Below are 23,180 nucleotides of genomic sequence, written 5' to 3' on the forward strand. Positions count from 1 at the left end.
GAGCGAGCGGCGGAGGGCCCTCGGGCACTCCGCCGCTCTGCGGAACATCGCCGGGTCAGGCCTGAGCCGGGACGTTGATGATCAGCGAATCGCCCTGTCCTCCGCCGCCGCACAGAGCGGCGATTCCCGAGCCGCCGCCTCGGCGCTGGAGTTCGAGGGCCAGGGTCAGGACGATGCGTGCCCCGGAGGCGCCGATCGGGTGACCGAGCGCAACCGCTCCGCCGTTGACGTTGACCTTGTCCGCGGCGACGCCGAGGTCTTTCGAACTGGCGAGGCCGACTGCGGCGAAGGCCTCGTTGATCTCGTAGAGGTCGAAGGAGTCCGCGGCGACGCCTTCGCGTTCAGCGGCGACCGTGATCGCCTGCGAAGGCTGGTGCTGCAGAGTCGAGTCCGGCCCTGCGGTCCAGGCATGAGAACGGACCTCGGCGAGGATCGGGGCCCCGAGCTCTTCGGCCTTCTCACGTGACATGACGACGACGGCGCAGGCACCGTCGGAGATCTGCGAGGCGTTGCCGGCCGTGATCGTCCCGTCCTTGCGGAAGGAGGGCCGCAGCTTCGACAGAGATTCCGCAGTCGTGTCGGGACGCACTCCCTCGTCGACGGAGACGGTGACGTCGCCCTTGCGCGAGCTGATCGTCACCGGAACGATCTCATCGTCGAACGCTCCCGCCTCCTGCGCCTGTGCGGCCCGCTGATGCGAGCGTGCGGAGAACTCGTCCTGCTCCGTTCGGGAGAATTCGCGATCGCCGGCGTTGGCATCCTCGGTGAGTCCGCCCATCGCCTGGTCGGTGAAGGCGTCCCACAGCCCGTCGTAGTCCATATGGTCCTTGACGACGACATCGCCGTACTTGTACCCGGACCGCGACTTCATGAGCATGTGCGGAGCCTGGCTCATCGACTCCTGGCCGCCGGCGACGACGACGTCGTATTCACCGGCACGCACGAGCTGCGCGGCCTGAGTGATCGTGTTGATGCCCGACAGACACAGCTTGTTCACGGTCACGGCGGGAACCGACATGGGGATCCCGGCCTCGACGGCGGCCTGTCGGGCCGGCCCCTGACTGTTACCGGCCTGCAGAACCTGTCCCATGATCACGTAGTCGACGTCGCCGCCTTCGATCCCGGCCCGATCAAGGGCACCGGCGATGGCCTTGCCCCCGAGTTCGACGGCGCTGAGCTTCGACAACTCGCCCTGCAGACGCCCGAACGGGGTGCGCGCTCCGGCGACGATCACTGCATCAGCCATTTTTCCTCCTCGGATTCTCGCGCCCGGACTCGGTCCCAGCACGTGTGCTTTTCGACATCCACCAGACTAGTCGAGTCAGCTGTGGCCTTCGTCACGGGGTCTGCGATCGAGTTCCCACAGGAGCCTGTCCACCCCTGCGCATTCGCACCCAACACTCATAGAGTCTCCGTTAGAGTAGGACGAGGACAGCCCAGATCACCCCCTTTCCGAGACGACAGGAGTTCGCTTCAGTGACGCCCACCGAAGAATTCCGCACAGCGATGCGCGGCTACGAAAAGAGTGAAGTCGATTCGCGTCTGCAGCAGTTGCGCACCGAAGTCGAGTCGGTCCGAAAAGCGCTTGCCGATGCGCGCAGCCAGGTCATCAATGCGGATCGGGCGAAGCTGCAGATCGCCGGTGAGCTCTCAGAGGCCAAAGCCCAGCTGAAGAAGGCGGCCAACGACAACGCCGAGGCTTCCGGCCCTCCCGGAAGCCGCATCGACCATCTGCTCAAGATCGCTGAGTCCCAGGCGCGCGAGACCCTGGCTCAGGCCAATTCCGATGCCGAGACGATCAGGAACAAGGCTCGCGCCGAGGCGGCGTCTGCTCGCGCCCGAATGCACACCGAGAGCAACGACACTCTGTCCAATGCCCGGTCCGAAGCCGATGCGATCACCTCCTCGGCGGAATTGCGTGCCGAGGAGACCGTCAAGGCCGCTGAGAAGCGGGCCGCCGAGCTCAAGGCGACCACCGAGCGCGAGACCAATCAGGCCAAGGAGGCCAATGCGGCCGCCGCCAAGGAGGCCCGGGAAAGCCTCGACCTCGAGCTCTCCGAACTCCGTGCCACCGCGGAGAAGGAAGCTGCGGATCTGCTGGCCGAGGCCAAGACCGAGGCCGAAGAGACGATCGCCGCCGCGCAGGCGCAGGCCGACGAGCTGCTTGCCGCCGCCAAGGCCCGCGACGAGGCTTCGAAGAAGGCTGGCAACGACTTCGACGTCGAGCTCGCCGCGAAGCGCAAGGAAGCCGAGACCGAACGCAAGAAGCGCTACGAGCAGGCTCAGGCCGAGAACAAGAAGCTCATCGAGGAAGCCCAGGCTCGTGCGAGCAAGGCCGATTCAGAAGCCAAGGAAGCAGCCGAGCGCGCAGAGAAGACGCGCACCGATGCGGTGAAGAAGGCCGACGAGATCATCGCCGACGGCAAGTCCCGTGCCCAGACGCTCATCTCCGAGGCGCGAGCCACTGCCGAGGCGACGATCGAGGAATCGGCGGCCGAAGCCAAGCGCAATGTCGCTTCCGCACAGTCGCAGGTCGATCTGCTGACGAAGCAGCGCAAGACGATCACCGCCCAGCTCGATCAGCTTCGGTCGCTGTTCGCCATGCCCGGCGTGATGGGCGGCGACAGCGTCGATCCGGCGAAGGCAGAATCGGCCTCGCACGCCACCGAGCAGATCGCCGACGGCCAGGAGCTCGAAGACCTGTTGGCCGAAGACGACGATTCGGAAGCTGCGGAGAACGTGGAGGAGAAAGACGCCGCGGACTCGTCCGACAGCGCATCGACAGCGTCGAATACTGCGGCAGCCAAGGACTCCGCAGATTCTGCGGAGAAGGCGAGCGACGAAGAGGACTCGCCGGAGGATGGAGAGTCGGCTCAGCAGGCGGAGACTTCAACGGAATCTGACGCCGAGGCGGCTGAAGACTCGCAGTCAGCTCCGTCCGGAGAGGCCAAGCAGTCCGGTGAGTCCACCGGCAAGGGCAAGAACCTGCCGAACGGAGCCACCGACGAAGACACGATCGCCATCGACGCTCAGGTGTCCGGATCGAAGAAGAACAGCTCGAAGACGACTCGCTCACGCAACTCTCTGCGTTGACGCTGTCGCACGCGCCGCTCTGATTCGTTGAGCGACGCCGAAGCAGCATGAAGAAGGGCTCCGCCGAAGCGGGGCCCTTCTTTATCTGTGCAGCTTTCAGAAAGCGAAGGGTTCAGCGGAAGCGGTCGAAGCAGCGGGAATGCCAGTGACGTCGACTCTCCACACCGATCTCGATGCCGTGCCGGGCTTCCTGCCGCCACGCGACGATGTGGCTCGATGCTGCGTTGACATCCCGCCCGCAGCCGGGACAGATGTAGGACCTTCCGGAGTCATTGCCTTTCACGGTCTGCACCGACCAGGTGCCGTCCGGCAGCGACCTGCTCGTCCGCATGCCCGCGGTGGTCTCCGAAAGGTCACGCGGCTCCCGCTGCCATTTGTTCTTGCGACGCGAAGATGAAGATCGTGGCATTGGGCCATTGTCTCACGTAGGCTGTTGCGCGTGCGTCTTGTCATTGCCGAATGCTCTGTTGATTATGCCGGTCGTCTGACCGCCCACCTGCCGATGGCCACCCGCCTCATCATGCTCAAATCGGACGGGTCCATCCTCATCCACTCCGACGGCGGATCCTATAAACCGCTGAACTGGATGACTCCCCCATGCACGATCAGGCATCTCGAGCCTGATGCCGAGCAGGCAGAAGCGGGTCTGACCGAATTGTGGGAGGTCTCCCAGACGAAGACCGGCGATCGTCTGGTCATCTCCATCGCGAAGATCATCAACGATGACAGCTACGAGTTCGGGGTCGATCCGGGGCTGGTCAAAGACGGAGTCGAAGCGCATCTGCAGGAGCTGCTCGCCGAGCACATCGACACCCTCGGCGAGGGCTACAGTCTGGTTCGACGCGAATACATGACGGCGATCGGACCCGTCGACATCCTCGCGCGGGATCCCGGCCACCAGTCAGTCGCAGTCGAAATCAAGCGTCGTGGTGACATCGACGGCGTCGAACAGCTCACCCGCTACCTCGAGCTGATGAACCGTGACCCGCTTCTCAGCCCGGTCCAGGGGGTCTTCGCGGCGCAGGAGATCAAGCCGCAGGCCCGCACGCTCGCCGAAGACCGCGGCATCCGCTGCGTCGTCCTCGACTATGATGCACTGCGCGGGATGGATGATCCCGATTCGCGGCTGTTCTGAGGCACAGACACCCACTCATCATTGCGAAGCCTCGTGGATCGCCAGTCGGCGATTCGGGCAGTGGCCCGACGTCTATTCGAAGTTGAGCACGTCGCGTTTCTCAACGCGTTCGATGTCGACGCCGAGGCTGCGCAGGTTGGTCACGAAGTTCTCGTAACCGCGTTCGATATGGTCGATTCCCGACACCTCCGTCACTCCGCCGGCTCGCAGCGCGGCCATCACCAGACCGGCACCGGCACGGATGTCCGAGGCCTCGACTTCCGCCCCCGAGAGGCTGTCGCTGCCCGTGACGAGCGCGTGGTTACCGTCGATGCGCACTTTCGCACCGAGGCGGGCGATCTCCTGGACGAACCGCCATCTCGCCTCGAACAGGTTCTCCGAGAGCAGTCCCACGCCGTCGGAGACCGAGTTCAAAGCGATGACGAAGGGCTGCAGATCGGTCGGGAATCCCGGGAACGGCATCGTTGCCACCCGGATCGGGTGCGGCCGAGGAGCACCGATGACACGGAAACCGGCACCGGTCGTTCCATCGCCGAGAGTGATATTCGAGAGTTCTTCGACCGTGGCTCCGGAATCCTGCAGCTTCAATCCGATGTTCGGCATGAGGTCGAGCCCGATGCCGCGGACGGTGACGTCACCGCCGCTGAGCGCGGCGCCGAAGGCGAAGGTGCCCGCGACGATGCGATCGCCCACAGTCCGGTGGGTCACGGGCCGGAGGGACTCGACACCGCTGATGGTCAGTTCTGAGGTGCCGATGCCCTCGATCTGTGCACCCATCTTCACGAGCATGGTGCAGATATCGACGATCTCCGGTTCGCGAGCGGCGTTTGAGATCGTCGTCGCTCCCTCAGCGAGGGTGGCTGCCATGACGAGGTTCTCGGTGGCGCCGACGGAAGGGAATTCGAGGACGATCTCGGTGCCTTTGAGCCCGGAGGGAGCCTCTGCGACGAAGTATCCGTGATCGAGATGGACGAGGGCCCCGAGGGCTTCGAGGCCGGCTTGATGCATATCGAGCCCGCGGGAGCCGATGGCGTCACCGCCGGGAAGAGCGACATGAGCGGCGCGCATACGAGCGGTGAGCGGTCCGAGGACCGAGATGGAGGCGCGCATCGCGCGGACGAGTTCGTAGTCAGCTTGGATTCCGACTGCTGCGGGGACATCGATGCTGACGACTCCGTCTTCGGAATCGTAGTCGACATCGCAGCCGAGGCGGACGAGGAGTTCGACCATGATCCTGACATCGAGGATCGCAGGGACATTCGTGATCGTCGTGCGCCCCACAGCCAGCAGGCTCGCAGCCATGAGTTTGAGGACGCTGTTCTTCGCGCCTCGAACGTCGATGACACCGTCCAGTCGCGCCGGGCCGGTCAAACGGAAGACATCCATCAGGTGAAACGTCCCATCGTCGGGTTGAAGCCGGGAGGCGAGGATTCCAGCCATGAGGCCATCGTCGACAGTGATTCGGTATCCATCGCCAGAGACACCGAGCGCGGACGACCATCCGCTTTGCCGTAGGAGCAGTCGACGACGACGGCGTCGGGCAGCACCGAATACTGTTCGCCCGATGTGGGTTTGCGGCGGACCAAGATATCGAGGTCGGCACGCGGCAGCCTGAATGCTGCTCGCCTGGTCAGGGCGAAGACCGGGTACCAGTCCAAGGAGGCGACCGAGAACACGGCCACGCCCAAACGCCAACGTGGGCGAGAAGAATACTCCTCGCCCACGTTGATGGAGCAGTCAAAGGCGCCCGAGAGCTTCGAGATCGACCTGCGTCGAATCGTCACAACGACGATGAGAGCAAGCGCAAGTCCTACCAACGAGAGCAGAACGATCAGCAGGACAGAAGGGTTCACGGTTGCCAGTGTAACCTGCGGATCAGAGAAGTTCGGCCTGATCAGCGGCAATGATCACGCGGTTGTTCTCCACCGAGAGGAAACCACCATCGGCTTTGACCCTGATGGTGTCCTCTCCGGGCGTGAGAATCCGCGTTTCGCCGTCGGCGACGACCCCCAGCACGGGCTCGTGGCCCGGCAGGATGCCGATCTCGCCGTCGAGGGTACGGGCGATGACGCGCTTGGCCTCACCGACCCATACCTCGCGATCGGCAGCCACGACATTGACTTCAAGTGTCGCCATGGCTTACTTCTGCATCTCTTCGTAGTTGCGCATGACATCGTCAAGGCCACCGACGTTGAAGAATGCCTGTTCCGGGATGTGGTCGACCTCGCCGGAGCAGATCTTCGCGAAGCCTTCGATCGTGTCGGTCAGCGGCACGGTCGAACCGGGAACCTGCGTGAACTTCTCCGCGGTGTAGGTGTTCTGCGAGAGGAACTGCTCGATGCGACGGGCACGGTGGACGACGAGCTTGTCCTCTTCACCGAGTTCGTCGACGCCGAGGATGGCGATGATGTCCTGCAGCTCCTTGTTCTTCTGCAGGATCGCCTTGACCTCGTTGGCCACACGGTAGTGCTCGTCACCGACGACCAGCGGATCGAGGATCCGCGAGGACGAGGCCAGCGGGTCGATAGCCGGGTACAGACCGCGCGAAGCGATGTCACGGCTGAGCTCGGTCGTCGCATCGAGGTGTGCGAAGGTCGTCGCCGGAGCCGGGTCGGTGTAGTCATCGGCCGGAACGTAGATCGCCTGCATCGACGTGATCGAGTGACCACGCGTCGAGGTGATGCGCTCCTGGAGCAGACCCATCTCGTCAGCCAGGTTGGGCTGGTAGCCCACGGCGGAGGGCATACGACCCAGCAGGGTCGAGACCTCGGAACCGGCCTGGGTGAAGCGGAAGATGTTGTCGATGAACAGCAGCACGTCCTGGTTCTGCACATCGCGGAAGTACTCCGCCATGGTCAGCGCCGACAGCGCCACACGCAGACGGGTGCCTGGCGGCTCGTCCATCTGGCCGAACACGAGGGCGGTGTCCTTGAAGACTCCGGCCTCGTCCATCTCCATGATGAGGTCGTTGCCCTCACGAGTCCGCTCGCCCACGCCGGCGAACACCGAGGTGCCCGAGTGGTTGTGCGCGATACGGAAGATCATTTCCTGGATGAGGACGGTCTTGCCGACACCGGCACCACCGAACAGACCGATCTTTCCACCCTGGACATAGGGGGTCAGCAGGTCGATGCTCTTGATGCCGACTTCGAGGATCTCGGTCTTGGATTCGAGCTCATCGAACGCCGGCGCAGAACGGTGGATGGGCCACCGCTCGGAGATCTCCAGCTCCTCGCCATCGGCGAGGTTGAGGCAGTCACCGGTGGTGTTCCACACGTGGTGCTTGGTGACGTCGCCGACGGGCACCGAAATCGGCGCACCGGAGTCGACGACTTCCTGGCCGCGGACGAGGCCGTCGGTCGGCTGCAGCGACACGGCGCGGACGAGTCCGTTGCCCAGGTGCAGTCCGACCTCGAAGGTCAGCTTCCTGGTTCCTTCGGACAGATCCACTGTCGTGGTCAGTGCATTGTAGATCTCGGGCACGGAGTCGAGCGGGAACTCGATGTCGACAACCGGGCCGATGACTCGGGAAATCCGGCCGAGGGCAGTGCCCTGTGCCGGAGAGGTTTCCGTTGCTGTGGCAGTCATGGTCTCTTTCTCTCTGCTCTCGCCGGTCAGTCGCCGGCTGCCGATGCCGCGAGGGCATCCGCCCCACCGACGATCTCGGTGAGTTCCTGGGTGATTTCCGCCTGGCGAGCCGTGTTGGCCAACCGGGTGTAGGTCTTGATGAGATCATCCGCGTTGTCCGTGGCTGTCTTCATCGCCGCCTGTCGCGAGGCCTGCTCGGATGCCGATGCGCTCAGCAGAGCCGACAGAATGCGCGAATCGATGTATCGCGGCAACAGGGCGTCGAGCACAGCCTCCGCGCTCGGTTCGAACTCGTAGAGAGGGAACGCGGGCGCATCGGATGAACCGGCGGACTGTCCGCCCGTCGACGCCTCATCGGCATCGACGACCTCCAGCGGCAGCAGCCTCCGGTATTCCGGATCGTGCGTGACACTGGATACGAACTTCGTAAAGACGATGTAGATCTCATCCACACCCGACTCCGCAGACTCAGGATCGAAGTTCTCCAACAGAGCTTCGCCGATCTCCCGGGCGTTCTCCGCCGTCGGGTTCTCGGAGATGCCTGTCCAGGACTTCTCGATCTTGCGATCGCGGAAAGTGTAGTAGTTCTTGGCCTTGCCTCCGACCGTGAACAGCTGCACGTCCTTGCCCTCGTTACGCAGAAGCCGAATGAGTTCTTCGGCTTCGCGCAGCAGGTTCGCCGAGTAGGCGCCGGCGAATCCGCGGTCGGGCCCCATCACGAGCACAGCGGCCCGCTTGACGTTGTCCGACTCGGTGGTGAGAACGTGGTCGACGTTCGACTCGCTGGCCACCGCCGAGACGGCCCTGGTCAGGGCGTTCGCGTACGGGCTGGCGGCCTGCGAGCGGGCAATAGCCTTCTGAATCCGCGACGCAGCGATGAGCTCCATCGCCTTGAAGATCTTCCTCAAGGACTGAGTCGAGCGGATCTTCTGTTTGAAGACCCTCTGCTGGGCTCCCATCAGTTCTTCCTTTCGCCGTTACGGAACAGGTTCAACGCTTCTGCCGAACGATCTGCTCCTGCTCGACCTCGTCAGAGGAGGCCGTGGCGCTGTCTTCACTGCCGGCCTTCGACCCACCCTGATCCGAGCTGGCGAAGTTCTGCGAGAACTCGGCGAGCACATTCTTGAGCTCTTCGGCGGTGTCGTCATCGAGCTTGAGGGTCTCACGAATGGTCGTGAAGATGCCCGTCTTGCGTTCGATGTGGTCGTGCAGTTCGGATTCGAAGCGCAGAACGTCGTCGACCGGGATCTCGTCGAGGTAGCCGTTGGTACCGGCGAAGATCGACACGGTCTGCTTCTCGAACGGCATCGGAGTGTACTGACCCTGTTTGAGCAGTTCGGTCAGTCGAGCGCCACGGGCCAGATCGCGCTTCGTGGCATCATCGAGGTCGGAGGCGAACATCGCGAAGGCCTCGAGCGAACGGTACTGAGCCAGCGAGATCTTCAGCGTGCCCGAGACTCCCTTGAGAGCCTTCGTCTGAGCGGCACCACCGACTCGCGACACGGACACACCGACGTCGACAGCAGGACGCTGACCGGCGTTGAAGAGGTCGGACTGCAGGAAGATCTGGCCGTCCGTGATCGAGATGACGTTCGTCGGAATGAAGGCACCGACGTCATTGGCCTTCGTCTCGATGATCGGCAGACCGGTCATCGAACCGCCGCCGAGTTCATCGGAGAGCTTCGCACAGCGCTCGAGCAGACGCGAGTGCAGGTAGAACACGTCGCCCGGGTAGGCTTCACGGCCCGGCGGACGACGCAGCAGCAGCGACACGGCGCGGTAGGCTTCGGCCTGCTTCGACAGGTCATCGAACACGATGAGGACATGCTTGCCGTCATACATCCAGTGCTGGCCGATGGCCGAACCGGAGTAGGGAGCCAGGTATTTGTAGCCGGCGGGGTCCGAAGCGGGCGAGGACACGATGGTCGTGTACTCGAGAGCACCGGCCTCTTCCAGCGACCGGCGGACACCGGCGATGGTCGAGCCCTTCTGGCCCACGGCCACGTAGATGCAGCGCACCTGCTGCTTCGGGTCGCCGGTCGCCCAGTTGGCCTTCTGGTTGATGATGGTGTCGATCGCCAGCGCGGTCTTACCGGTCTTGCGGTCGCCGATGACCAGCTGACGCTGACCACGGCCGACGGGGATCATCGCGTCGATGCTCTTATACCCGGTCTGGAGAGGCTCGCGCACCTCCTGCCGATCCATCACACCTGCGGCCTGGAGCTCGAGCTCACGACGACCGACGGTCTCGATGTCGCCGAGGCCGTCCACGGGACGACCCAGCGGATCGACAACGCGACCGAGGTAGCCATCGCCGACGGGGATGGAGAGGACCTCTCCGGTGCGGTAGACGTCCTGTCCCTCGGCGACTCCGGAGAATTCACCGAGGATGACGACGCCGATCTCACGCTCGTCGAGGTTCTGTGCCAGGCCCAGGGTTCCATCTTCGAACCGCAGGAGCTCATTGGCCATGGTGCCGGGCAGACCCGAGACGTGGGCGATGCCGTCACCAGCGGTGACGACCTTGCCGACCTCGGCCTTTTCCGAGCTCTCGGGGTTGTACGAATCAACGAACTTCCCGAGAGCGTCCCGGATCTCTTCCGGGCGAATTGTCAGTTCCGCCATCTGGTTTCCCTGCTTCCTTTTCTCAAATCTTGCGTCCGACGACCGGTGGGCCGCCTATGCCGGAAAAGCCGGCCCCTAGTGTCAACCTGCGAGCTTGCGCTGCACATCGGCCAGTCGATCGGCCACGGTCGAGTTCATCATCTCGTCGCCGACCTGCACCCGGACTCCCCCGATGACCTTGGGATCGACCTGGATATTGAGGACGAGTTCGCGGCCGTAGCTGGCTGACAGAGCTGCCCGCAGCCGTTCGGTCTGGGACTCGTTCAGCGGCTTGGCCACGGTTACGTCCGCAACCGAACGCTGCTGCCTGGCTGCGAGGATGTCGCTGTACTGGTCGAGAGCCTTCGCCACGCGCAGCCCACGCGGGTGCAGCGCGACCTGCCCGACCAATGTGATGGTGTCAGGCTGAGCCTTACCCGACAGCAGGTCGGAGACGAGAGTCAGTTTGCTCTGCCCATCGGCCTGCGAATCGAGCGCCCGAGACAGCTCGTGGTCGGATTCCAGCAGACGCGCGAAGCGGAAGATCTCCTCTTCGACCTGGCCGAGCTGTCCGCCGGCTTGTGCGGCAGCGGCGATCGCCGTGACTCCGGCGACCTCCAGGCTGGTGACCAGGTCCTGGGTCCGCGCCCAACGACGGCCGACGGCCTCATCGCTGATCCGCAGAACCGCATCCGTGATCCGAGTCGAGAACAGAGTCCGCAGCAGCTGCTGCTTCCTCTCGGCCGATTCGGACGAATCCGCCAAGGCTTTGCGCAGCGTGACGTTCTCGGCGAGAACTCCGACCACAGCCAGAGTGCCCTCGCCGATCTCACGCGGGTCTCCCCCGGAGATCTCGGAGTTCGCGGTCTCGAGGACGGCCTGCAGGGACAATCTGCTCGACTGGAGCATCACGCCCCCTTGACCGGCTGCGCGGACGATTCGGACTCGAGATCGGAGATGAAGCGATCGACCACATTGGCTGAACGCTGGTCATCGGTGAGGGATTCGCCGACGATGCGAGAAGCCAGATCCGTGGCCAGTGAACCGACTTCCGAACGCAGCTGCACCATGGCGGACTGACGTTCGGCGTCGATCTGATTCTGAGCCGATGCGATGATGCGGTCAGCCTCGGAGTGAGCCTGCGCCTTCATCTCGGCGATGATCTGAGCGCCTTCTTCCTGAGCTTCGGCGCGCAGCCGTGCAGCTTCTGCACGACCGTCGGCGAGCTGCTTCTGATACTCGGCCAGAGCCTGATCGGCTTCGGCCTGCACCTTCTCGGCCTTCTCAATTCCGCCCTGGATGCGCGCAGCGCGCTCGTCGAGGGTCTTGTTGAAGGCCGGGAGGACGTACTTCCAGACAACCAGGAAGACGATCAGCAGGCAGACGGCACTCCAGACGATGTCGTACAGGCCCGGGAGAAGCGGGTTCTCCGCGGAGGCGACGATGGTTACCGGAGTCATATCTCAGTGCCTCACTGATTAAGGAAGAACGGGGTCGCGATGCCGATGAGGGCCAGAGCCTCGATCAGAGCGATGCCCAGGAACATGTTTCCGCGCAGGGCGCCGGCCATCTCGGGCTGACGTGCGGTTCCTTCGATGGTCTTTCCGATGACGATGCCGAGACCGACACCGGGGCCGATTGCGGCGAGGCCGTAACCGATCGTCGAAACGCTACCTGTCACTTCGGCGAGCATATCCATAGGATGCTATTCCTTTCATAATGGAGTCGGGTGGTTGGCCCGACCGTGCAACTCGTGAGTTACGGATCTTGGGAGCTGACTCAGTGTTCTTCCGAGACAGCCGAATTGATGTAGACGCAGGCGAGCAGGGCGAAGATGTACGCCTGCAGGACCACGACCAGCATTTCGAGGAGGAAGACGAACATTCCTCCGGCGAAAGTCAGGATCGAGAAGAACTGGAAGCCGTTCGAGGCATCGAAGAGGAAGAAGCTCGTGGCCGAGAAGCAGAGGACGAGCAGCAGGTGGCCGACCATCATGTTTGCGAAGAGTCGGATTGCCAGTGTGAACGGCTGCGTCACGAACTTCGTGATGAATTCGATCGGAATGAGCAGGATGTGCATGGCCGGCGGAACACCGGGCAGGACGAGAGCGTCCTTGAGGTAGCGGCCGAAGCCCTTCTGTGCAATGCCGGCCCAGTGATAGGTGACGTAGACAGCGAGGGTGGCCACGAGGGGCAGACCGATGACACCGGTACCCGGCATGTTGAGGAACGGAATGAGCTTCGTGACGTTCCAGAATAGGATTCCGAAGAAGAGAGCCACGATGAGCGGCATGAACTTCTTCGCTCTCTCCTTGCCCATCGTGTCTTCGGCGATGCCGACAGTGACGAATTCCATGGCCAGTTCCAAGGTCGACTGGAAACGACTGGGGACGAGCTTCATGCGCTTGGCCCACACCGCGAGGATGATGACGACGGCGATCGTCGCCAGGAGGCGGATGAGCATCACTCGGTTCATCTCGAATGGAGTGCCCTCGAAGAGGAACGATGCCGGGAAGAACTCCGACATCGAAGGAGCGTGGTAGCCACCTTCTGCAGCATTGATCATTGTGTTCGCGGCGTTAAGAGTTCCCACGTTGTAAATTCTCTCCCATGGTCAAGGGCCCTGATGGCCTGGCCTTGGCCGTGCGCTTACAGCACGGCGTGAGGTTCAGGAGCGACAGAGGGCGCAGATACGCCCTAGCACCGGGTCTACTCTACCAATTGTAGAGAGTCACCGACAAATTCATCAGGCTTGTCTGTGCAATTTCTGTCAGCGATTGCGCTCAACACGTCATTCACCGGGGATCCCGACCCGCGGCACGGAGACCGAGCACCTTTCGGCACAGGTTCGCACCGTCGTCATCTGCGTTGTGCGGCGGGCTATCCGGCATCGGGATCGACGTACGGAACTCGCCCTTTGACGACCGTGAGCGCCTCGACGATCGAGGTGGAGAGGACCGCGACGACGATGGTGAAGAAGGCGACCGTGCCGTCGAGCCACGTCGCGTCCTTGATCCGCCAGATGACGATCATGAAGATGAAGGCCTTGAACAGGAACCCGACGCCGAGGAGCCCGGCGATGGTCGTCAGTCCCATGTTCCGTCCGAGGTACATGATGACCAGAGTGACGATGATGAACACGGCGGCCAATCCCCCGCCGACGGCTCCGCCGAGGAGTCCGGTGGAGCCCGACACCAGCCACCCGATGCCCATGCCCAGCGCCGCGACAACGAGGACGAGGATGATGCCGCGGATGAGCAGCGTCCTCCAGACCCGGGTCCAGGCGGCTTCGACTTCGGTTTCTGGTCGTGAGGTCGGATCTGTCACGAGATTTCCTCTCTGGCTTTCTGACGCATACGCAGGGGGTAGAAGGTGAAGACCAGGGTCACGGCGAACAGCCCTCCGACGATGCCGAGGACGAACAGCCAGCTCCGGAAGAGCAGCAGCACGGATCCGAACGCGATGAGCGCCGTCCAGGTGTAGAGGATGAGAACCGCTCGGGCGTGCGAATGGCCGAGCCGCAGCATCCGATGGTGGAGGTGCTTGGCGTCGGCGGAGAACGGCGACTGCCCTGCCCGCAGCCGCCGGACGACAGCCAGGGCGAGATCGAGCAGCGGCAGGAACATCACAGCGATGGGCAGGATGATCGGCATGAACGTCGCGAAGGCACGCTCCTGTCCGATGAGTGCAGGATCGACCTGTCCGGTCACGCGAATCGTCGAAGCGGCGAGCAGAAGCCCGATGAGCATCGAACCGGAGTCGCCCATGAAGATTCTGGCCGGGTTGAAGTTATGCGGCAGGAAGCCGAGGCACGTTCCCACGAGGATCGCGATGATGAGCGAGGCGAGGTTCGCGTAGGACTCCGGGGAGGCGTCGCGGGCCAGCCAATAGGAGTAGATGAAGAACGCGCTGCCGCCGATGGCGACGACCCCAGCGGCGAGGCCGTCGAGCCCGTCGACGAAATTCACTGCATTGATCGTGACGAGGACGACGAGCACGGTGATGATGATCGACATGCGCGGAGAACCGATGATGACTCCGCCGAAGGGAATCGAGAGCAGGGCAACGCCCTTGATCGCCATGAAGCCGGCAGCCAGAGCCTGCCCGGCGAGCTTCGCCATCCAATGCAGGTCCCAGATATCGTCGATGACTCCCAGCAGGCACAGCAGGCCCGCGGCTCCGGCAACACCGATGATCGGTCCCATCTCGACGAAGATGCGCTGCAGGAACGGCATCTGGGAGGCGAATACGAGCCCCGCCAGCAGTCCGCCGAACATCGCCACTCCCCCCAGCCTCGGCGTCGGCACCGAATGCACGTCGCGATCCCGCAGGGGTGAGAAGATCCGCCCGCGTTCGGCGACCCGCTTGACCATCGGAGTCAAGAGGTACGCCACCAGGGCGGAGACGATGAGGATGACGAGGTAGGCGCGCACTCAGCCGTCCAGGTCGATGAGTTCGGGGACGATCTCGCACAGCTCTTCCGCGCCGATGGGTCCGCGCCGGAGGATGCGCGGCACGTCGCCGCTGAGGTCGACGATGGTCGAGGACATCAGCGATTCGCGGGTTCCCCCGTCGACGTAGATATCGACGTCTTCGCCGAGCATCTCCTGGGCCTCATCTGCAGTGGTCGCCGCGGGACGTCCGGAGATGTTCGCACTCGAAACCGCGAGCGGTCCGGTGCGGCCCAGCAGTGCCAGAGCGTATTCGTCATCAGGCATGCGCACGGCCACGGTTCCGTGCGTGTCACCGAGATCCCAGTCCAGAGAGGGCTGTGCGTTGGCGATGATCGTCAGCGGACCCGGCCAGAAACGGGCCGTGAGTGCCAGAAGCCTCTGATCGACTCCGTCGACGAGTCCGAAGATGGTCTCCGACCGTGGGACGAGCACCGGTGGAGGCATGTCCCGTCCGCGCCCCTTCGCCGCCAGCAGCGCCGCCACGGCCGCGGCGCTGAAGGCATCGGCGGCGATCCCATAGACGGTGTCGGTCGGGATGACGAGCAGGTTGCCGGTGTCGACGACGCGTGCGCACTCGTCGAACACGAGGTCGCGGATGTCGGCTTGGGTGACGTCGAATCGTCTCGACACGAGTTCTCCGTTTCGAATCTCTGGGCTGTGGCTTCGATGACTCTGCGTTTCAGCGGTGGTGCCGCATCGTCATCAGTCATTCCTCCGTCTGCCGGCGTGCCACCGTATAGCGGTCGCGTCCAGTGTAGTCCTGGTGAGTGACGGCAGCTGTCAGGCTGGCCGTCGTCGCAAGCAGCTCGCGGACGCCGGGGCCCTGTTCTTCGCTGTGTTCCATGAGGAAGAGTCCGCCGGGCCGGAGGAGCTGCAGAGCCTGGGCGATGATGAGCTCAGGCGTTTCCAACCCGTCCTCACCCCCGTAGAGCGCGGCGGCGGGATCGTGACCGGCAACCTCGGGATCGCGGGGAATCGCTGCGTTCGGAACATAGGGAGGATTCGTCACCACGACATCGGCCCGCCCGAGCAGTTCCGGACGCCCGTGTGTGAGTGTCGTCGCATCCGCGTGGACGAATTCGACACTCGAATCGCCGAGGCGGGTGTGATCGAGGTTCGTCCGTGCCCAGTCGAGGGCGTCGGCTTCGCGTTCGACACCGATCACAACGGCGCCGTTGTGTTCGGTCGCCACGGACAGAGTGATCGCGCCCGAACCCGAACACAGGTCGATGACGAACGGGGGCCGTTCTCCGCTCAGCTCCGCGAGTTCGGCGAGCACCGCTCCGGCGAGCAGTTCGGTTTCCGGTCTGGGGACGAACACCCCGGGGCCCACCCGCAGTTCGAGGTGGCGGAAGTGGGCGATGCCGGTGAGATGCTGCAGCGGGATCCGCTGCCGTCGCAGTTCGCACAGTCGTGCGAATTCCGCAGTCGTCTCTGCGGGGACGATGTCGTCGAAGAGCCGACGACGGCTGAGCACGGTTCGGTCGATGTGCCAGGCGTGAGCGAGCAGCTCGACGGCGTCTGCCTCGGGGGTGGCGATTCCCGCCTCGGAAAAGAGGGCGATGCCGCCGCGCAGGACGTCGCTCACGCGTGCGGGTGTGACGGTGTCCAGCTCAGTCTCCCAGTGCGTCCAGGCGTGCGGCCTTGTCCGCTTCGCGGCAGGAGCCGATGACGGGGTCGAGGTCTCCGCCGAGCACCTGGTCGAGGTTGTAGGCCTTGTACCCGGTGCGGTGGTCGGTGATCCGGTTCTCCGGGAAGTTATAGGTGCGGATCCGTTCGGATCGGTCGACGGTGCGGACCTGGGAGCGGCGGATGTCGGCGGCTTCAGCGGCGGCTTCCTCGGCCTGTTTGGCCAGGATCCGAGCCCGGAGCATGCGCATGGCCGCATCCTTGTTCTGCAGCTGCGACTTCTCGTTCTGACAGCTCGCGGTGATGCCGGTGGGCAGGTGGGTGATGCGCACGGCCGAGTCAGTGGTGTTCACGGACTGACCGCCCGGTCCCGAGGACCGGTAGACGTCGATGCGCAGATCGTGTTCGTCCAGCTGGATCTCTTCGGGCTCGTCGACTTCGGGGAAGACGAGCACTCCGGCGGCTGAGGTGTGGATGCGGCCCTGGGACTCGGTGACGGGCACGCGTTGGACGCGGTGGACTCCGCCTTCGAACTTCAACCAGCCGTAGGCACCTTCGTCCTTCGCTTTGACGGCCATGCTGACGTCCTTGTATCCGCCGAGGTCGGAGTGCGTGGCATCGAGGATCTGGCTCGACCAGCCGCGCGAATCGATCCACCGCTGATACATGCGCAGCAGATCTGCGGCGAAGAGTGCGGATTCGTCGCCGCCCTCCCCCGCTTTGATCTCGATGATCGCTTCGCGTGCGTCATCGGGGTCCCTGGGCACGAGGAGGTCTTTGAGCTCACCCTCGACGTTCTCCATCTCCACGGACAGACGTTTGGCTTCCGCGGCGAAATCATCATCATCTTCGGCCAGTTCCACGGCTGCGGCGTGGTCGGCCTCGAGTTGGGCGAAGCGCCGGGCGGCCGCGGCGACTCTTTCGAGTTCCGCGTACCGCCTGGTCAGCTTCTTCGCCCGGCCGGCGTCAGCATGCACGGCGGGGTCGGAGAGTTCCTCCTGCACCCGCGCATGCTCATCGAGCAGTGCGCTGACGCTGGCCGTGAGGGTGTCGTCGGCCATCTCAGCTGTTGTCGGTCGAGGACTTCGGCAGGGGTGTCGTCTTCTGCACCTGCATGAGGAACTCGACGTTCGAACCGGTTTCCTTGAGCTTGGACATGAGCAGTTCGACTGCCTGCTGCTGTTCGAGTCCCGAGAGGAGTCGGCGCAGCTGCCACATGACCTTGGTCTCTTCCTTGGTCATGAGCATCTCTTCGCGGCGGGTGCTCGACGAGTTGACGTCGATGGCCGGGAAGATCCGCTTGTCGGCGAGCTGACGGCTCAGGCGCAGCTCCATGTTTCCGGTGCCCTTGAACTCCTCGAAGATCACTTCGTCCATCTTCGAGCCGGTCTCGACGAGGGCGGTGGCGAGGATGGTCAGCGAACCGCCGCCTTCGATGTTGCGCGCTGCGCCGAAGAACTTCTTCGGCGGGTAGAGCGCGTTGGCGTCGACACCGCCGGAGAGGATGCGGCCCGAAGCGGGCTGGGCGATGTTGTAGGCACGTCCCAGGCGAGTGATGTTGTCGAGGAGGATGACGACATCGGAGCCCATCTCCACGAGGCGCTTGGCGCGTTCGATGGCGAGTTCGGCAATCGTCGTGTGATCATCGGCAGGACGGTCGAAGGTCGAGGCGATGACCTCACCCTTGACCGCTCGCTGCATATCGGTGACTTCCTCGGGGCGTTCGTCGACGAGGACGACCATGAGGTGCGCTTCGGGGTTGTTCTCCGTGATCGCATTCGCGATCTGCTGCATGATCGTCGTCTTGCCCGCCTTCGGAGGCGCGACGATGAGACCGCGCTGGCCCTTGCCGATCGGGGTGATGAGGTCGATGAGTCGAGTCGAGTGCAGCTTCGAGGTGGTTTCGAGGCGCAGACGATCCTGCGGGTAGAGCGGCGTCAGCTTCGAGAACTCCACCCGGGAGCGCGCATCGTCGACGGTCAGTCCGTTGACGGAGTCGAGGCGGACGAGTGCATCGAACTTCTCACGCTTGCTGTTGCGCTGTTCGTTCTCGCGCGGCTGGCGGATCGCTCCGGCCACGGCATCGCCCTTGCGCAGGCCGTTCTTGCGCACCATCGAGGCCGAGACATAGACGTCGTTCGGCCCCGGCAGGTAACCGGAGGTGCGGAGGAAGGCGTAGTTGTCGTGGACGTCGAGGATGCCGCCGACGGGGATGAGCACATCATCGTGGCGGATGTCCGGCTCATCGTTGCCGCGACCGCGGCGCTTCCGGTCCCGACCGCGTCCGCGACGGTTGCCGCGATCGTCGTCGTCATTGTTCCGGTTGCGGCGATCGTTGCGGTTGTCGCGATCGTTTCCGCCGTTGCGGTTGTCCCGATCATTGCGGCTGTCCCGGTCGTTTCCGCCGTTGCGGTCGTTGCCGCCACGGTCATTGCGGTGTCCGCGGTCGTTGCCGCCACGGTCGTTTCCGCCGTTGCGGTCGTTGCCGCCGCGGTCATTGCCGCCGCGGTCGTCGTCGGATCGGTCGCTGTTTCGGCTGCGACGGTCGTTGTCCCGTCCGCCGCGTCCTTCACGATCCGAGCCGCGGTCACTGCGACCGCCGCGACCGGAGGACTCGTCGGAACCCTGATCCTGGTCGTCGTTCTGGCTCTCGCCGCTGCGCGACCGGCTGCGGCTGCGACGGGAACGCTGACGTTCCTGATCGCCGTCGTCCGACGATTGGCCGCCGGAGTGCTCGGCAGACTCATCGGCCTGTGCGGAGTCATCGGACTGCGCAGAAGCATCGGACTTCGGTTCGACGATGAGTGCCGGAGCTTCCTCGGCCGACGGAGCGGCGGCCCGACGCGAGGAGCGACGACCCGTCGCCTCCTGTTTCGGTTCGTCCTGCTTCGCCTCCGACTTCGGGGCCTTGCTGCGCGATTCCTCGGCGGCGGGCTTCTTCTCGACAGAAGCGGCCTTCGTCTCCGAAGATCCGCTTGAATGGCTGTTGATGGCGTCGATCAATTCGCTCTTGCGAAGACGACGGTAACCCTTGATTCCCAGGCCGGCTGCCATTTCCTGAAGCTGAGGCAACCGCAGCGCTGTGAGGCTGCCGGTACGGGGCGTGGAATCCTGAGTGGTGGTTTCAGACACGAAGGTCCTTCTCCCTCTTTCGGCCGTGCGGCATGTGCCGTTTGCTCACGGCGACGGAAACACCATTGACGGTGCGTTGTGAAAGAAAACCTGCTAAAGAATGAGCAGGAGATGTTCCAGAATATATGACATCGGCGGCGAACCTGTGAAGAACAGCAGGAAGCCGTGCACTGTCGGAACACCCACAGTCTACTTGTTCGGAGCCGATCTTGCGAATCGTTTCGTCAATTTTCTCGGCTCACTCGGTATCCCTCGAGGTCAATCGCGGTGCGCATCGCAATGACATCGGCGGGCACCGCGGACTCGGGCACCGCCTCGGCGAGGACGAGCACCGTCGGGCCGGCACCGGAGATCACGGTCGGCAGCCCCTGCGTCCTGAGCGAATCGACGAGTGCCATGGATTCCGGGTAGGCGCTGCGGCGGAATTCCTGATGCAGCTGGTCGCGAGTGGCTTCGAACAGGACCGAGGCATCGGAGACCAGACCGTGGACGAGCAGTCCTGCCCGGGCCGAATTCTCCGCCGCGATCGCATGATCGATGGCGGCGGGGATGAGCCCTCGGGCGACGTCGGTGTCCAAACGGACCGCCGGGATGAGCACCGTGACCTCATCGAGCGTGCGCACCGGCACCTGCCAGGACAGGACCGGGTCGGAAAGGGATACGGTGAGCCCGCCGAAGATCGCGGGAGCGGCATTGTCCGGGTGCCCCTCGACCGCGGTGGCGAGTTCGAGGACCCGTTCGCGGGAGAGCTCGATCCCGGTGTACTCGCGGCCGAGTTCAACGGCCAGACCGATCCCGGCGACCACGGCCGCGGCCGAGGAGCCGAGCCCGCGCGAATGCGGGATCCGGTTGATGCAGTGCAGACTCAGTCGTTCGGCCAAGCCCGTCTCTGCGCCGGGGAACTCCGCGGCGAGGACCTCGCCGATGATGCGCATGATCAGATGCGAGCGGTCGCGCGGCAGCACCTCGGCGCCCTCCCCTGCGACCTCGACGCAGGTGGCCGGGTCGACGGGGGCGTCGTGGACGGTCAGGGTGAGCGTGTCGACGATGTTCAGGGCCAGGCCGAAGGAATCGTAGCCGGGCCCCAGGTTCGCCGAGGTGGCCGGGACCTCGAGTCGCAGCCGCACGCTCAGCTGTCCTCGAGGCCGAGCGCGCGGGCGGCGCTGACGGCGTCGACGGAGACCCGACTGGTTTCGATCTCGGAGCCGTCTGCGGTGTGCAGGGCCCAGGAAGGATCCTTGAGACCGTGCCCGGTCACGGTCACCGCGATCGTCGCGTCGGCGGGAACCTTTCCGGCCTCGGCCGACTTGAGCAGACCCGCCACCGAGGCGGCCGATCCGGGTTCGACGAAGATGCCCTCTTCGCTGGAGAGGAATCGGTGCGCTGCGAGGATCTCGTCGTCGGTGACCGAATCGATGAAGCCGCCGGAGTCGTCACGAGCCGTCGTTGCTTGGTTCCAACTCGCCGGGTTGCCGATGCGGATCGCCGTGGCGATGGTATCCGGTTCGTCGACCGGGTGGCCCAGCACCAGAGGAGCGGCGCCGGCGGCTTGGAAGCCCCACATCTGCGGCAGACGTTCGGCGATGCCGTGCTGCCGGTATTCGGTGTAGCCCTTCCAGTACGCGGTGATGTTGCCGGCGTTTCCGACTGGCAGGACGTGGATGTCGGGGGCATCGCCGAGGACGTCGACGACCTCGAACGCCGCGGTCTTCTGGCCCTCGATGCGGTCGGGGTTGACCGAGTTGACGAGGTGGACCGGGTAGGACTCGGAGAGTTTGCGGCACAGCGTCAGGCAGTCATCGAAGTTGCCGTCGACCTCGAGGAGCGTTGCACCATGGGCGATGGCCTGGCTCATTTTGCCCGGGGCGATCTTGCCGGTGGGCACGAGCACGGCGCAGGTCAGACCGGCCTTCGTGGCGTAGGCGGCCGCCGAGGCCGAGGTGTTGCCCGTCGACGCGCAGATGACGGCCTTCGCCCCGTGGGCGACGGCCTTCGTGATCGCCATCGTCATGCCGCGATCCTTGAAGGACGCGGTCGGGTTGAGACCCTCGTACTTCACCCACACCTGAGCGCCGGTGCGTGCGCTGAGTTTGTCCGCCTTGATCAGCGGAGTGCCGCCTTCGCCGAGGGTGACCGCCGGAGTGTCCGCAGAGATGTCGAGGAGACTGCGGTACTCCTCGACGACGCCCTGCCACTGGTGTCTGGGGTAGTTCATTGTCACTGTCCTTCTACGCGGATCACGGAATTGACGGCATGGACGACGGAGAGATCGCTGAGTCGATCGACCGTCTTCCGCAGCGTCGCATCGGTATTCGAATGGGTGGCGAGCACGAGCTTGGCGTGTTGGACGCCCTGCTCGTCGATGTCGCCGATGGTCTGGCGCATGAGTTCGATCGACGCGCCCTCGTCGGCGAACACCTCGGAGACCGACGCCAGCACACCGGGACGGTCCACAACGTCGAGGGTGATGTGGTAACGGGTGGTGATCGCCGTGATGGGCAGGATCGGGTAGTCGTCGTGGAAGGGACGCTCGTACTGTCCGCGTCCGCCCAGGACCTTCCGCCGAGCCACTGAGACGATGTCTCCGAGCACCGCCGAAGCCGTCGGAGCTCCCCCAGCTCCCTGCCCGTAGAACATCAGTTCGCCGGCGGCTTCGGCTTCGATGAACACCGCGTTGAAGGCACCCCGGACGGAGGCCAGAGCGTGGTTGCGATCGAGGAGCGCCGGGTAGACGCGGGCAGAGAGACCGGCACCGGCGGGCGAGAAAGCCACACGTTCGCAGACCGCGAGGAGCTTGATGACGAAGCCCTGGTCGCGGGCGGTCTCGACCATGTCTGCGGTGACGCCTTCGATGCCTTCGACATGGACGTCGTCGATCGACACGGGAGCGTGGAAAGCCAGGGAGGACAGGATCGCGGCTTTCGCCGCCGCATCGTGGCCGCCGATATCGGCTGTCGGGTCGGCTTCGGCGTAGCCGAGTTCCTGAGCGGTGCTCAGCGCCCGGTCGAAGTCCCAGCCTTCGGAGTCCATCTGGTCGAGGATGAAGTTCGTCGTGCCGTTGACGATGCCGATGATGCGTTCGATCCGGTCACCGGCCAGCGAATCGCCGACCGGACGGATGATCGGGATGGCTCCGGCCACGGCGGCTTCGTGTTCGAGTCGCACACCGGCCGAATCGGCGGCGGACATCAGCTCACCGTATCGGGCTGCCAGGAGCGCCTTGTTCGCCGTGACCACCGAGGACCCCTGTTTGAGCGCCGCGGTGATGAGCGACTTCGCCGGTTCGATCCCGCCCATGAGCTCGACGACGATATCGGCTCCGGCGATGGCCGCCTCGGCGTCGGTCGTCAGAAGCTTCTCGTCGATGCCCGGACGTGCCTTCGTCGCATCGCGGACGACGATGGCGCTGAGTTCCAATGGGGCGCCGATGCGTTCGGCCAGGCCGTCTGCACGGTTCTGGATGCGGGCGGCGACTTCTGTGCCGACGACTCCGCATCCGAGCATGGCAACCTTGAGTGCCTGCATATCCTCACCTTTTCCGCTGTT

At 64.3% G+C, this 23,180-nt stretch carries 23 protein-coding genes; 2 read left to right on the forward strand and 21 right to left on the reverse strand.

All coding sequences use genetic code 11. The annotated features are described in order from the left end of the window. Positions 1-55: 55 nt before the first annotated feature. Entirely contained in the window at positions 56-1,246 is a 1,191-nt protein-coding gene (locus tag ACSE4D_RS00510; RefSeq protein WP_135538620.1) for an acetyl-CoA C-acetyltransferase, read from the reverse strand. A gap of 230 nt (positions 1,247-1,476) precedes the next feature. On the opposite strand from ACSE4D_RS00510, the gene ACSE4D_RS00515 reads away from it, so the two are divergent. Then, entirely contained in the window at positions 1,477-3,093 is a 1,617-nt protein-coding gene (locus ACSE4D_RS00515) for a cell division protein (RefSeq protein ID WP_135538622.1), read from the forward strand. 112 nt (positions 3,094-3,205) lie between these two features. Here the strand turns inward: ACSE4D_RS00515 and ACSE4D_RS00520 are convergent, their stop codons facing one another. Further along, positions 3,206-3,502, reverse strand: coding sequence for a hypothetical protein (locus ACSE4D_RS00520; RefSeq protein WP_240689660.1), 297 nt, complete (start codon positions 3,500-3,502; stop codon positions 3,206-3,208). A gap of 30 nt (positions 3,503-3,532) precedes the next feature. Here ACSE4D_RS00520 and nucS point away from each other — a divergent pair, with 30 nt between their 5' ends. After that, positions 3,533-4,228, forward strand: a complete 696-nt coding sequence (nucS, locus tag ACSE4D_RS00525) for an endonuclease NucS (protein ID WP_135538624.1) — start codon at positions 3,533-3,535, stop codon at positions 4,226-4,228. A 72-nt stretch (positions 4,229-4,300) separates the two neighbouring features. Here the strand turns inward: nucS and murA are convergent, their stop codons facing one another. The 19 genes from murA to ACSE4D_RS00620 form a co-directional block, all read right to left on the reverse strand. Continuing rightward, entirely contained in the window at positions 4,301-5,614 is a 1,314-nt protein-coding gene (murA, locus tag ACSE4D_RS00530; protein ID WP_135538626.1) for a UDP-N-acetylglucosamine 1-carboxyvinyltransferase, read from the reverse strand. Beyond that, complete coding sequence (locus ACSE4D_RS00535; RefSeq protein ID WP_135538628.1) at positions 5,614-6,081, reverse strand: DUF2550 domain-containing protein; 468 nt, start codon at positions 6,079-6,081, stop codon at positions 5,614-5,616. The genes murA and ACSE4D_RS00535 overlap by 1 nt, the downstream gene beginning before the upstream one ends. A 22-nt stretch (positions 6,082-6,103) precedes the next feature. After that, the gene (locus tag ACSE4D_RS00540) at positions 6,104-6,364 is read right to left on the reverse strand and encodes a F0F1 ATP synthase subunit epsilon (protein ID WP_135538630.1); all 261 of its coding nucleotides are present in this window, start codon (positions 6,362-6,364) and stop codon (positions 6,104-6,106) included. Positions 6,365-6,367: 3 nt separating this feature from the next. Beyond that, the gene (gene atpD / locus ACSE4D_RS00545; protein WP_135538632.1) at positions 6,368-7,816 is read right to left on the reverse strand and encodes a F0F1 ATP synthase subunit beta; all 1,449 of its coding nucleotides are present in this window, start codon (positions 7,814-7,816) and stop codon (positions 6,368-6,370) included. Between the two features lie 26 nt (positions 7,817-7,842). After that, entirely contained in the window at positions 7,843-8,775 is a 933-nt protein-coding gene (locus tag ACSE4D_RS00550) for a F0F1 ATP synthase subunit gamma (protein ID WP_135538634.1), read from the reverse strand. Positions 8,776-8,806: 31 nt separating this feature from the next. Further along, the gene (gene atpA / locus ACSE4D_RS00555) at positions 8,807-10,441 is read right to left on the reverse strand and encodes a F0F1 ATP synthase subunit alpha (protein WP_426936388.1); all 1,635 of its coding nucleotides are present in this window, start codon (positions 10,439-10,441) and stop codon (positions 8,807-8,809) included. 81 nt (positions 10,442-10,522) lie between these two features. Next, positions 10,523-11,329, reverse strand: coding sequence for a F0F1 ATP synthase subunit delta (locus tag ACSE4D_RS00560; protein WP_135538637.1), 807 nt, complete (start codon positions 11,327-11,329; stop codon positions 10,523-10,525). Further along, positions 11,329-11,880 carry a F0F1 ATP synthase subunit B gene (locus ACSE4D_RS00565; RefSeq protein ID WP_135538639.1) on the reverse strand — a complete coding sequence of 184 codons (552 nt, stop codon included), beginning with the start codon at positions 11,878-11,880 and terminating at the stop codon, positions 11,329-11,331. The genes ACSE4D_RS00560 and ACSE4D_RS00565 overlap by 1 nt, the downstream gene beginning before the upstream one ends. 11 nt (positions 11,881-11,891) lie before the next feature. Further along, positions 11,892-12,119, reverse strand: coding sequence for a F0F1 ATP synthase subunit C (gene atpE / locus ACSE4D_RS00570; protein WP_062861556.1), 228 nt, complete (start codon positions 12,117-12,119; stop codon positions 11,892-11,894). Positions 12,120-12,199: 80 nt separating this feature from the next. Next, a complete protein-coding gene (gene atpB / locus ACSE4D_RS00575) occupies positions 12,200-13,012 on the reverse strand; it encodes a F0F1 ATP synthase subunit A (RefSeq protein ID WP_240689662.1) in 813 nt (270 codons plus the stop codon). Between the two features lie 287 nt (positions 13,013-13,299). Continuing rightward, a complete protein-coding gene (locus tag ACSE4D_RS00580; protein ID WP_135538641.1) occupies positions 13,300-13,746 on the reverse strand; it encodes a hypothetical protein in 447 nt (148 codons plus the stop codon). Then, a complete protein-coding gene (locus ACSE4D_RS00585; protein ID WP_135538643.1) occupies positions 13,743-14,852 on the reverse strand; it encodes an MraY family glycosyltransferase in 1,110 nt (369 codons plus the stop codon). Before ACSE4D_RS00585 ends, ACSE4D_RS00580 begins: the two co-directional genes overlap by 4 nt. Then, complete coding sequence (locus tag ACSE4D_RS00590; RefSeq protein ID WP_425119531.1) at positions 14,853-15,503, reverse strand: L-threonylcarbamoyladenylate synthase; 651 nt, start codon at positions 15,501-15,503, stop codon at positions 14,853-14,855. 76 nt (positions 15,504-15,579) lie between these two features. Continuing rightward, positions 15,580-16,461: a peptide chain release factor N(5)-glutamine methyltransferase gene (prmC, locus tag ACSE4D_RS00595; RefSeq protein WP_167854367.1), complete on the reverse strand. Its 882-nt coding sequence runs from the start codon at positions 16,459-16,461 to the stop codon at positions 15,580-15,582. 25 nt (positions 16,462-16,486) lie between these two features. Then, entirely contained in the window at positions 16,487-17,563 is a 1,077-nt protein-coding gene (gene prfA, locus ACSE4D_RS00600; RefSeq protein ID WP_425119533.1) for a peptide chain release factor 1, read from the reverse strand. A 1-nt stretch (position 17,564) separates the two neighbouring features. Then, positions 17,565-19,634 carry a transcription termination factor Rho gene (gene rho, locus ACSE4D_RS00605; RefSeq protein ID WP_135538651.1) on the reverse strand — a complete coding sequence of 690 codons (2,070 nt, stop codon included), beginning with the start codon at positions 19,632-19,634 and terminating at the stop codon, positions 17,565-17,567. A 224-nt stretch (positions 19,635-19,858) separates the two neighbouring features. After that, the gene (thrB, locus tag ACSE4D_RS00610; protein WP_135538653.1) at positions 19,859-20,761 is read right to left on the reverse strand and encodes a homoserine kinase; all 903 of its coding nucleotides are present in this window, start codon (positions 20,759-20,761) and stop codon (positions 19,859-19,861) included. Positions 20,762-20,763: 2 nt separating this feature from the next. After that, positions 20,764-21,849: a threonine synthase gene (gene thrC, locus ACSE4D_RS00615; protein WP_135538655.1), complete on the reverse strand. Its 1,086-nt coding sequence runs from the start codon at positions 21,847-21,849 to the stop codon at positions 20,764-20,766. 2 nt (positions 21,850-21,851) lie between these two features. Continuing rightward, positions 21,852-23,159: a homoserine dehydrogenase gene (locus ACSE4D_RS00620; protein WP_436327148.1), complete on the reverse strand. Its 1,308-nt coding sequence runs from the start codon at positions 23,157-23,159 to the stop codon at positions 21,852-21,854. Positions 23,160-23,180 lie beyond the last annotated feature (21 nt).

It is taken from the genome of Brevibacterium sp. FAM 27836, from assembly GCF_051351055.1.
GTDB lineage: Bacteria > Actinomycetota > Actinomycetes > Actinomycetales > Brevibacteriaceae > Brevibacterium.

Coding starts and splice junctions, on each gene's coding strand:
- thrC (WP_135538655.1), bottom strand. CDS start 21,849: ATGAACTACCCCAGACACCAGTGGCAGGGCGTCGTCGAGGAGTACCGC.
- atpE (WP_062861556.1), bottom strand. CDS start 12,119: ATGGATATGCTCGCCGAAGTGACAGGTAGCGTTTCGACGATCGGTTAC.
- atpA (WP_426936388.1), bottom strand. CDS start 10,441: ATGGCGGAACTGACAATTCGCCCGGAAGAGATCCGGGACGCTCTCGGG.
- ACSE4D_RS00540 (WP_135538630.1), bottom strand. CDS start 6,364: ATGGCGACACTTGAAGTCAATGTCGTGGCTGCCGATCGCGAGGTATGG.
- ACSE4D_RS00560 (WP_135538637.1), bottom strand. CDS start 11,329: ATGCTCCAGTCGAGCAGATTGTCCCTGCAGGCCGTCCTCGAGACCGCG.
- ACSE4D_RS00620 (WP_436327148.1), bottom strand. CDS start 23,159: ATGCAGGCACTCAAGGTTGCCATGCTCGGATGCGGAGTCGTCGGCACA.
- ACSE4D_RS00510 (WP_135538620.1), bottom strand. CDS start 1,246: ATGGCTGATGCAGTGATCGTCGCCGGAGCGCGCACCCCGTTCGGGCGT.
- ACSE4D_RS00520 (WP_240689660.1), bottom strand. CDS start 3,502: ATGCCACGATCTTCATCTTCGCGTCGCAAGAACAAATGGCAGCGGGAG.
- prfA (WP_425119533.1), bottom strand. CDS start 17,563: ATGGCCGACGACACCCTCACGGCCAGCGTCAGCGCACTGCTCGATGAG.
- ACSE4D_RS00550 (WP_135538634.1), bottom strand. CDS start 8,775: ATGGGAGCCCAGCAGAGGGTCTTCAAACAGAAGATCCGCTCGACTCAG.
- murA (WP_135538626.1), bottom strand. CDS start 5,614: ATGGATGTCTTCCGTTTGACCGGCCCGGCGCGACTGGACGGTGTCATC.
- ACSE4D_RS00565 (WP_135538639.1), bottom strand. CDS start 11,880: ATGACTCCGGTAACCATCGTCGCCTCCGCGGAGAACCCGCTTCTCCCG.
- atpD (WP_135538632.1), bottom strand. CDS start 7,816: ATGACTGCCACAGCAACGGAAACCTCTCCGGCACAGGGCACTGCCCTC.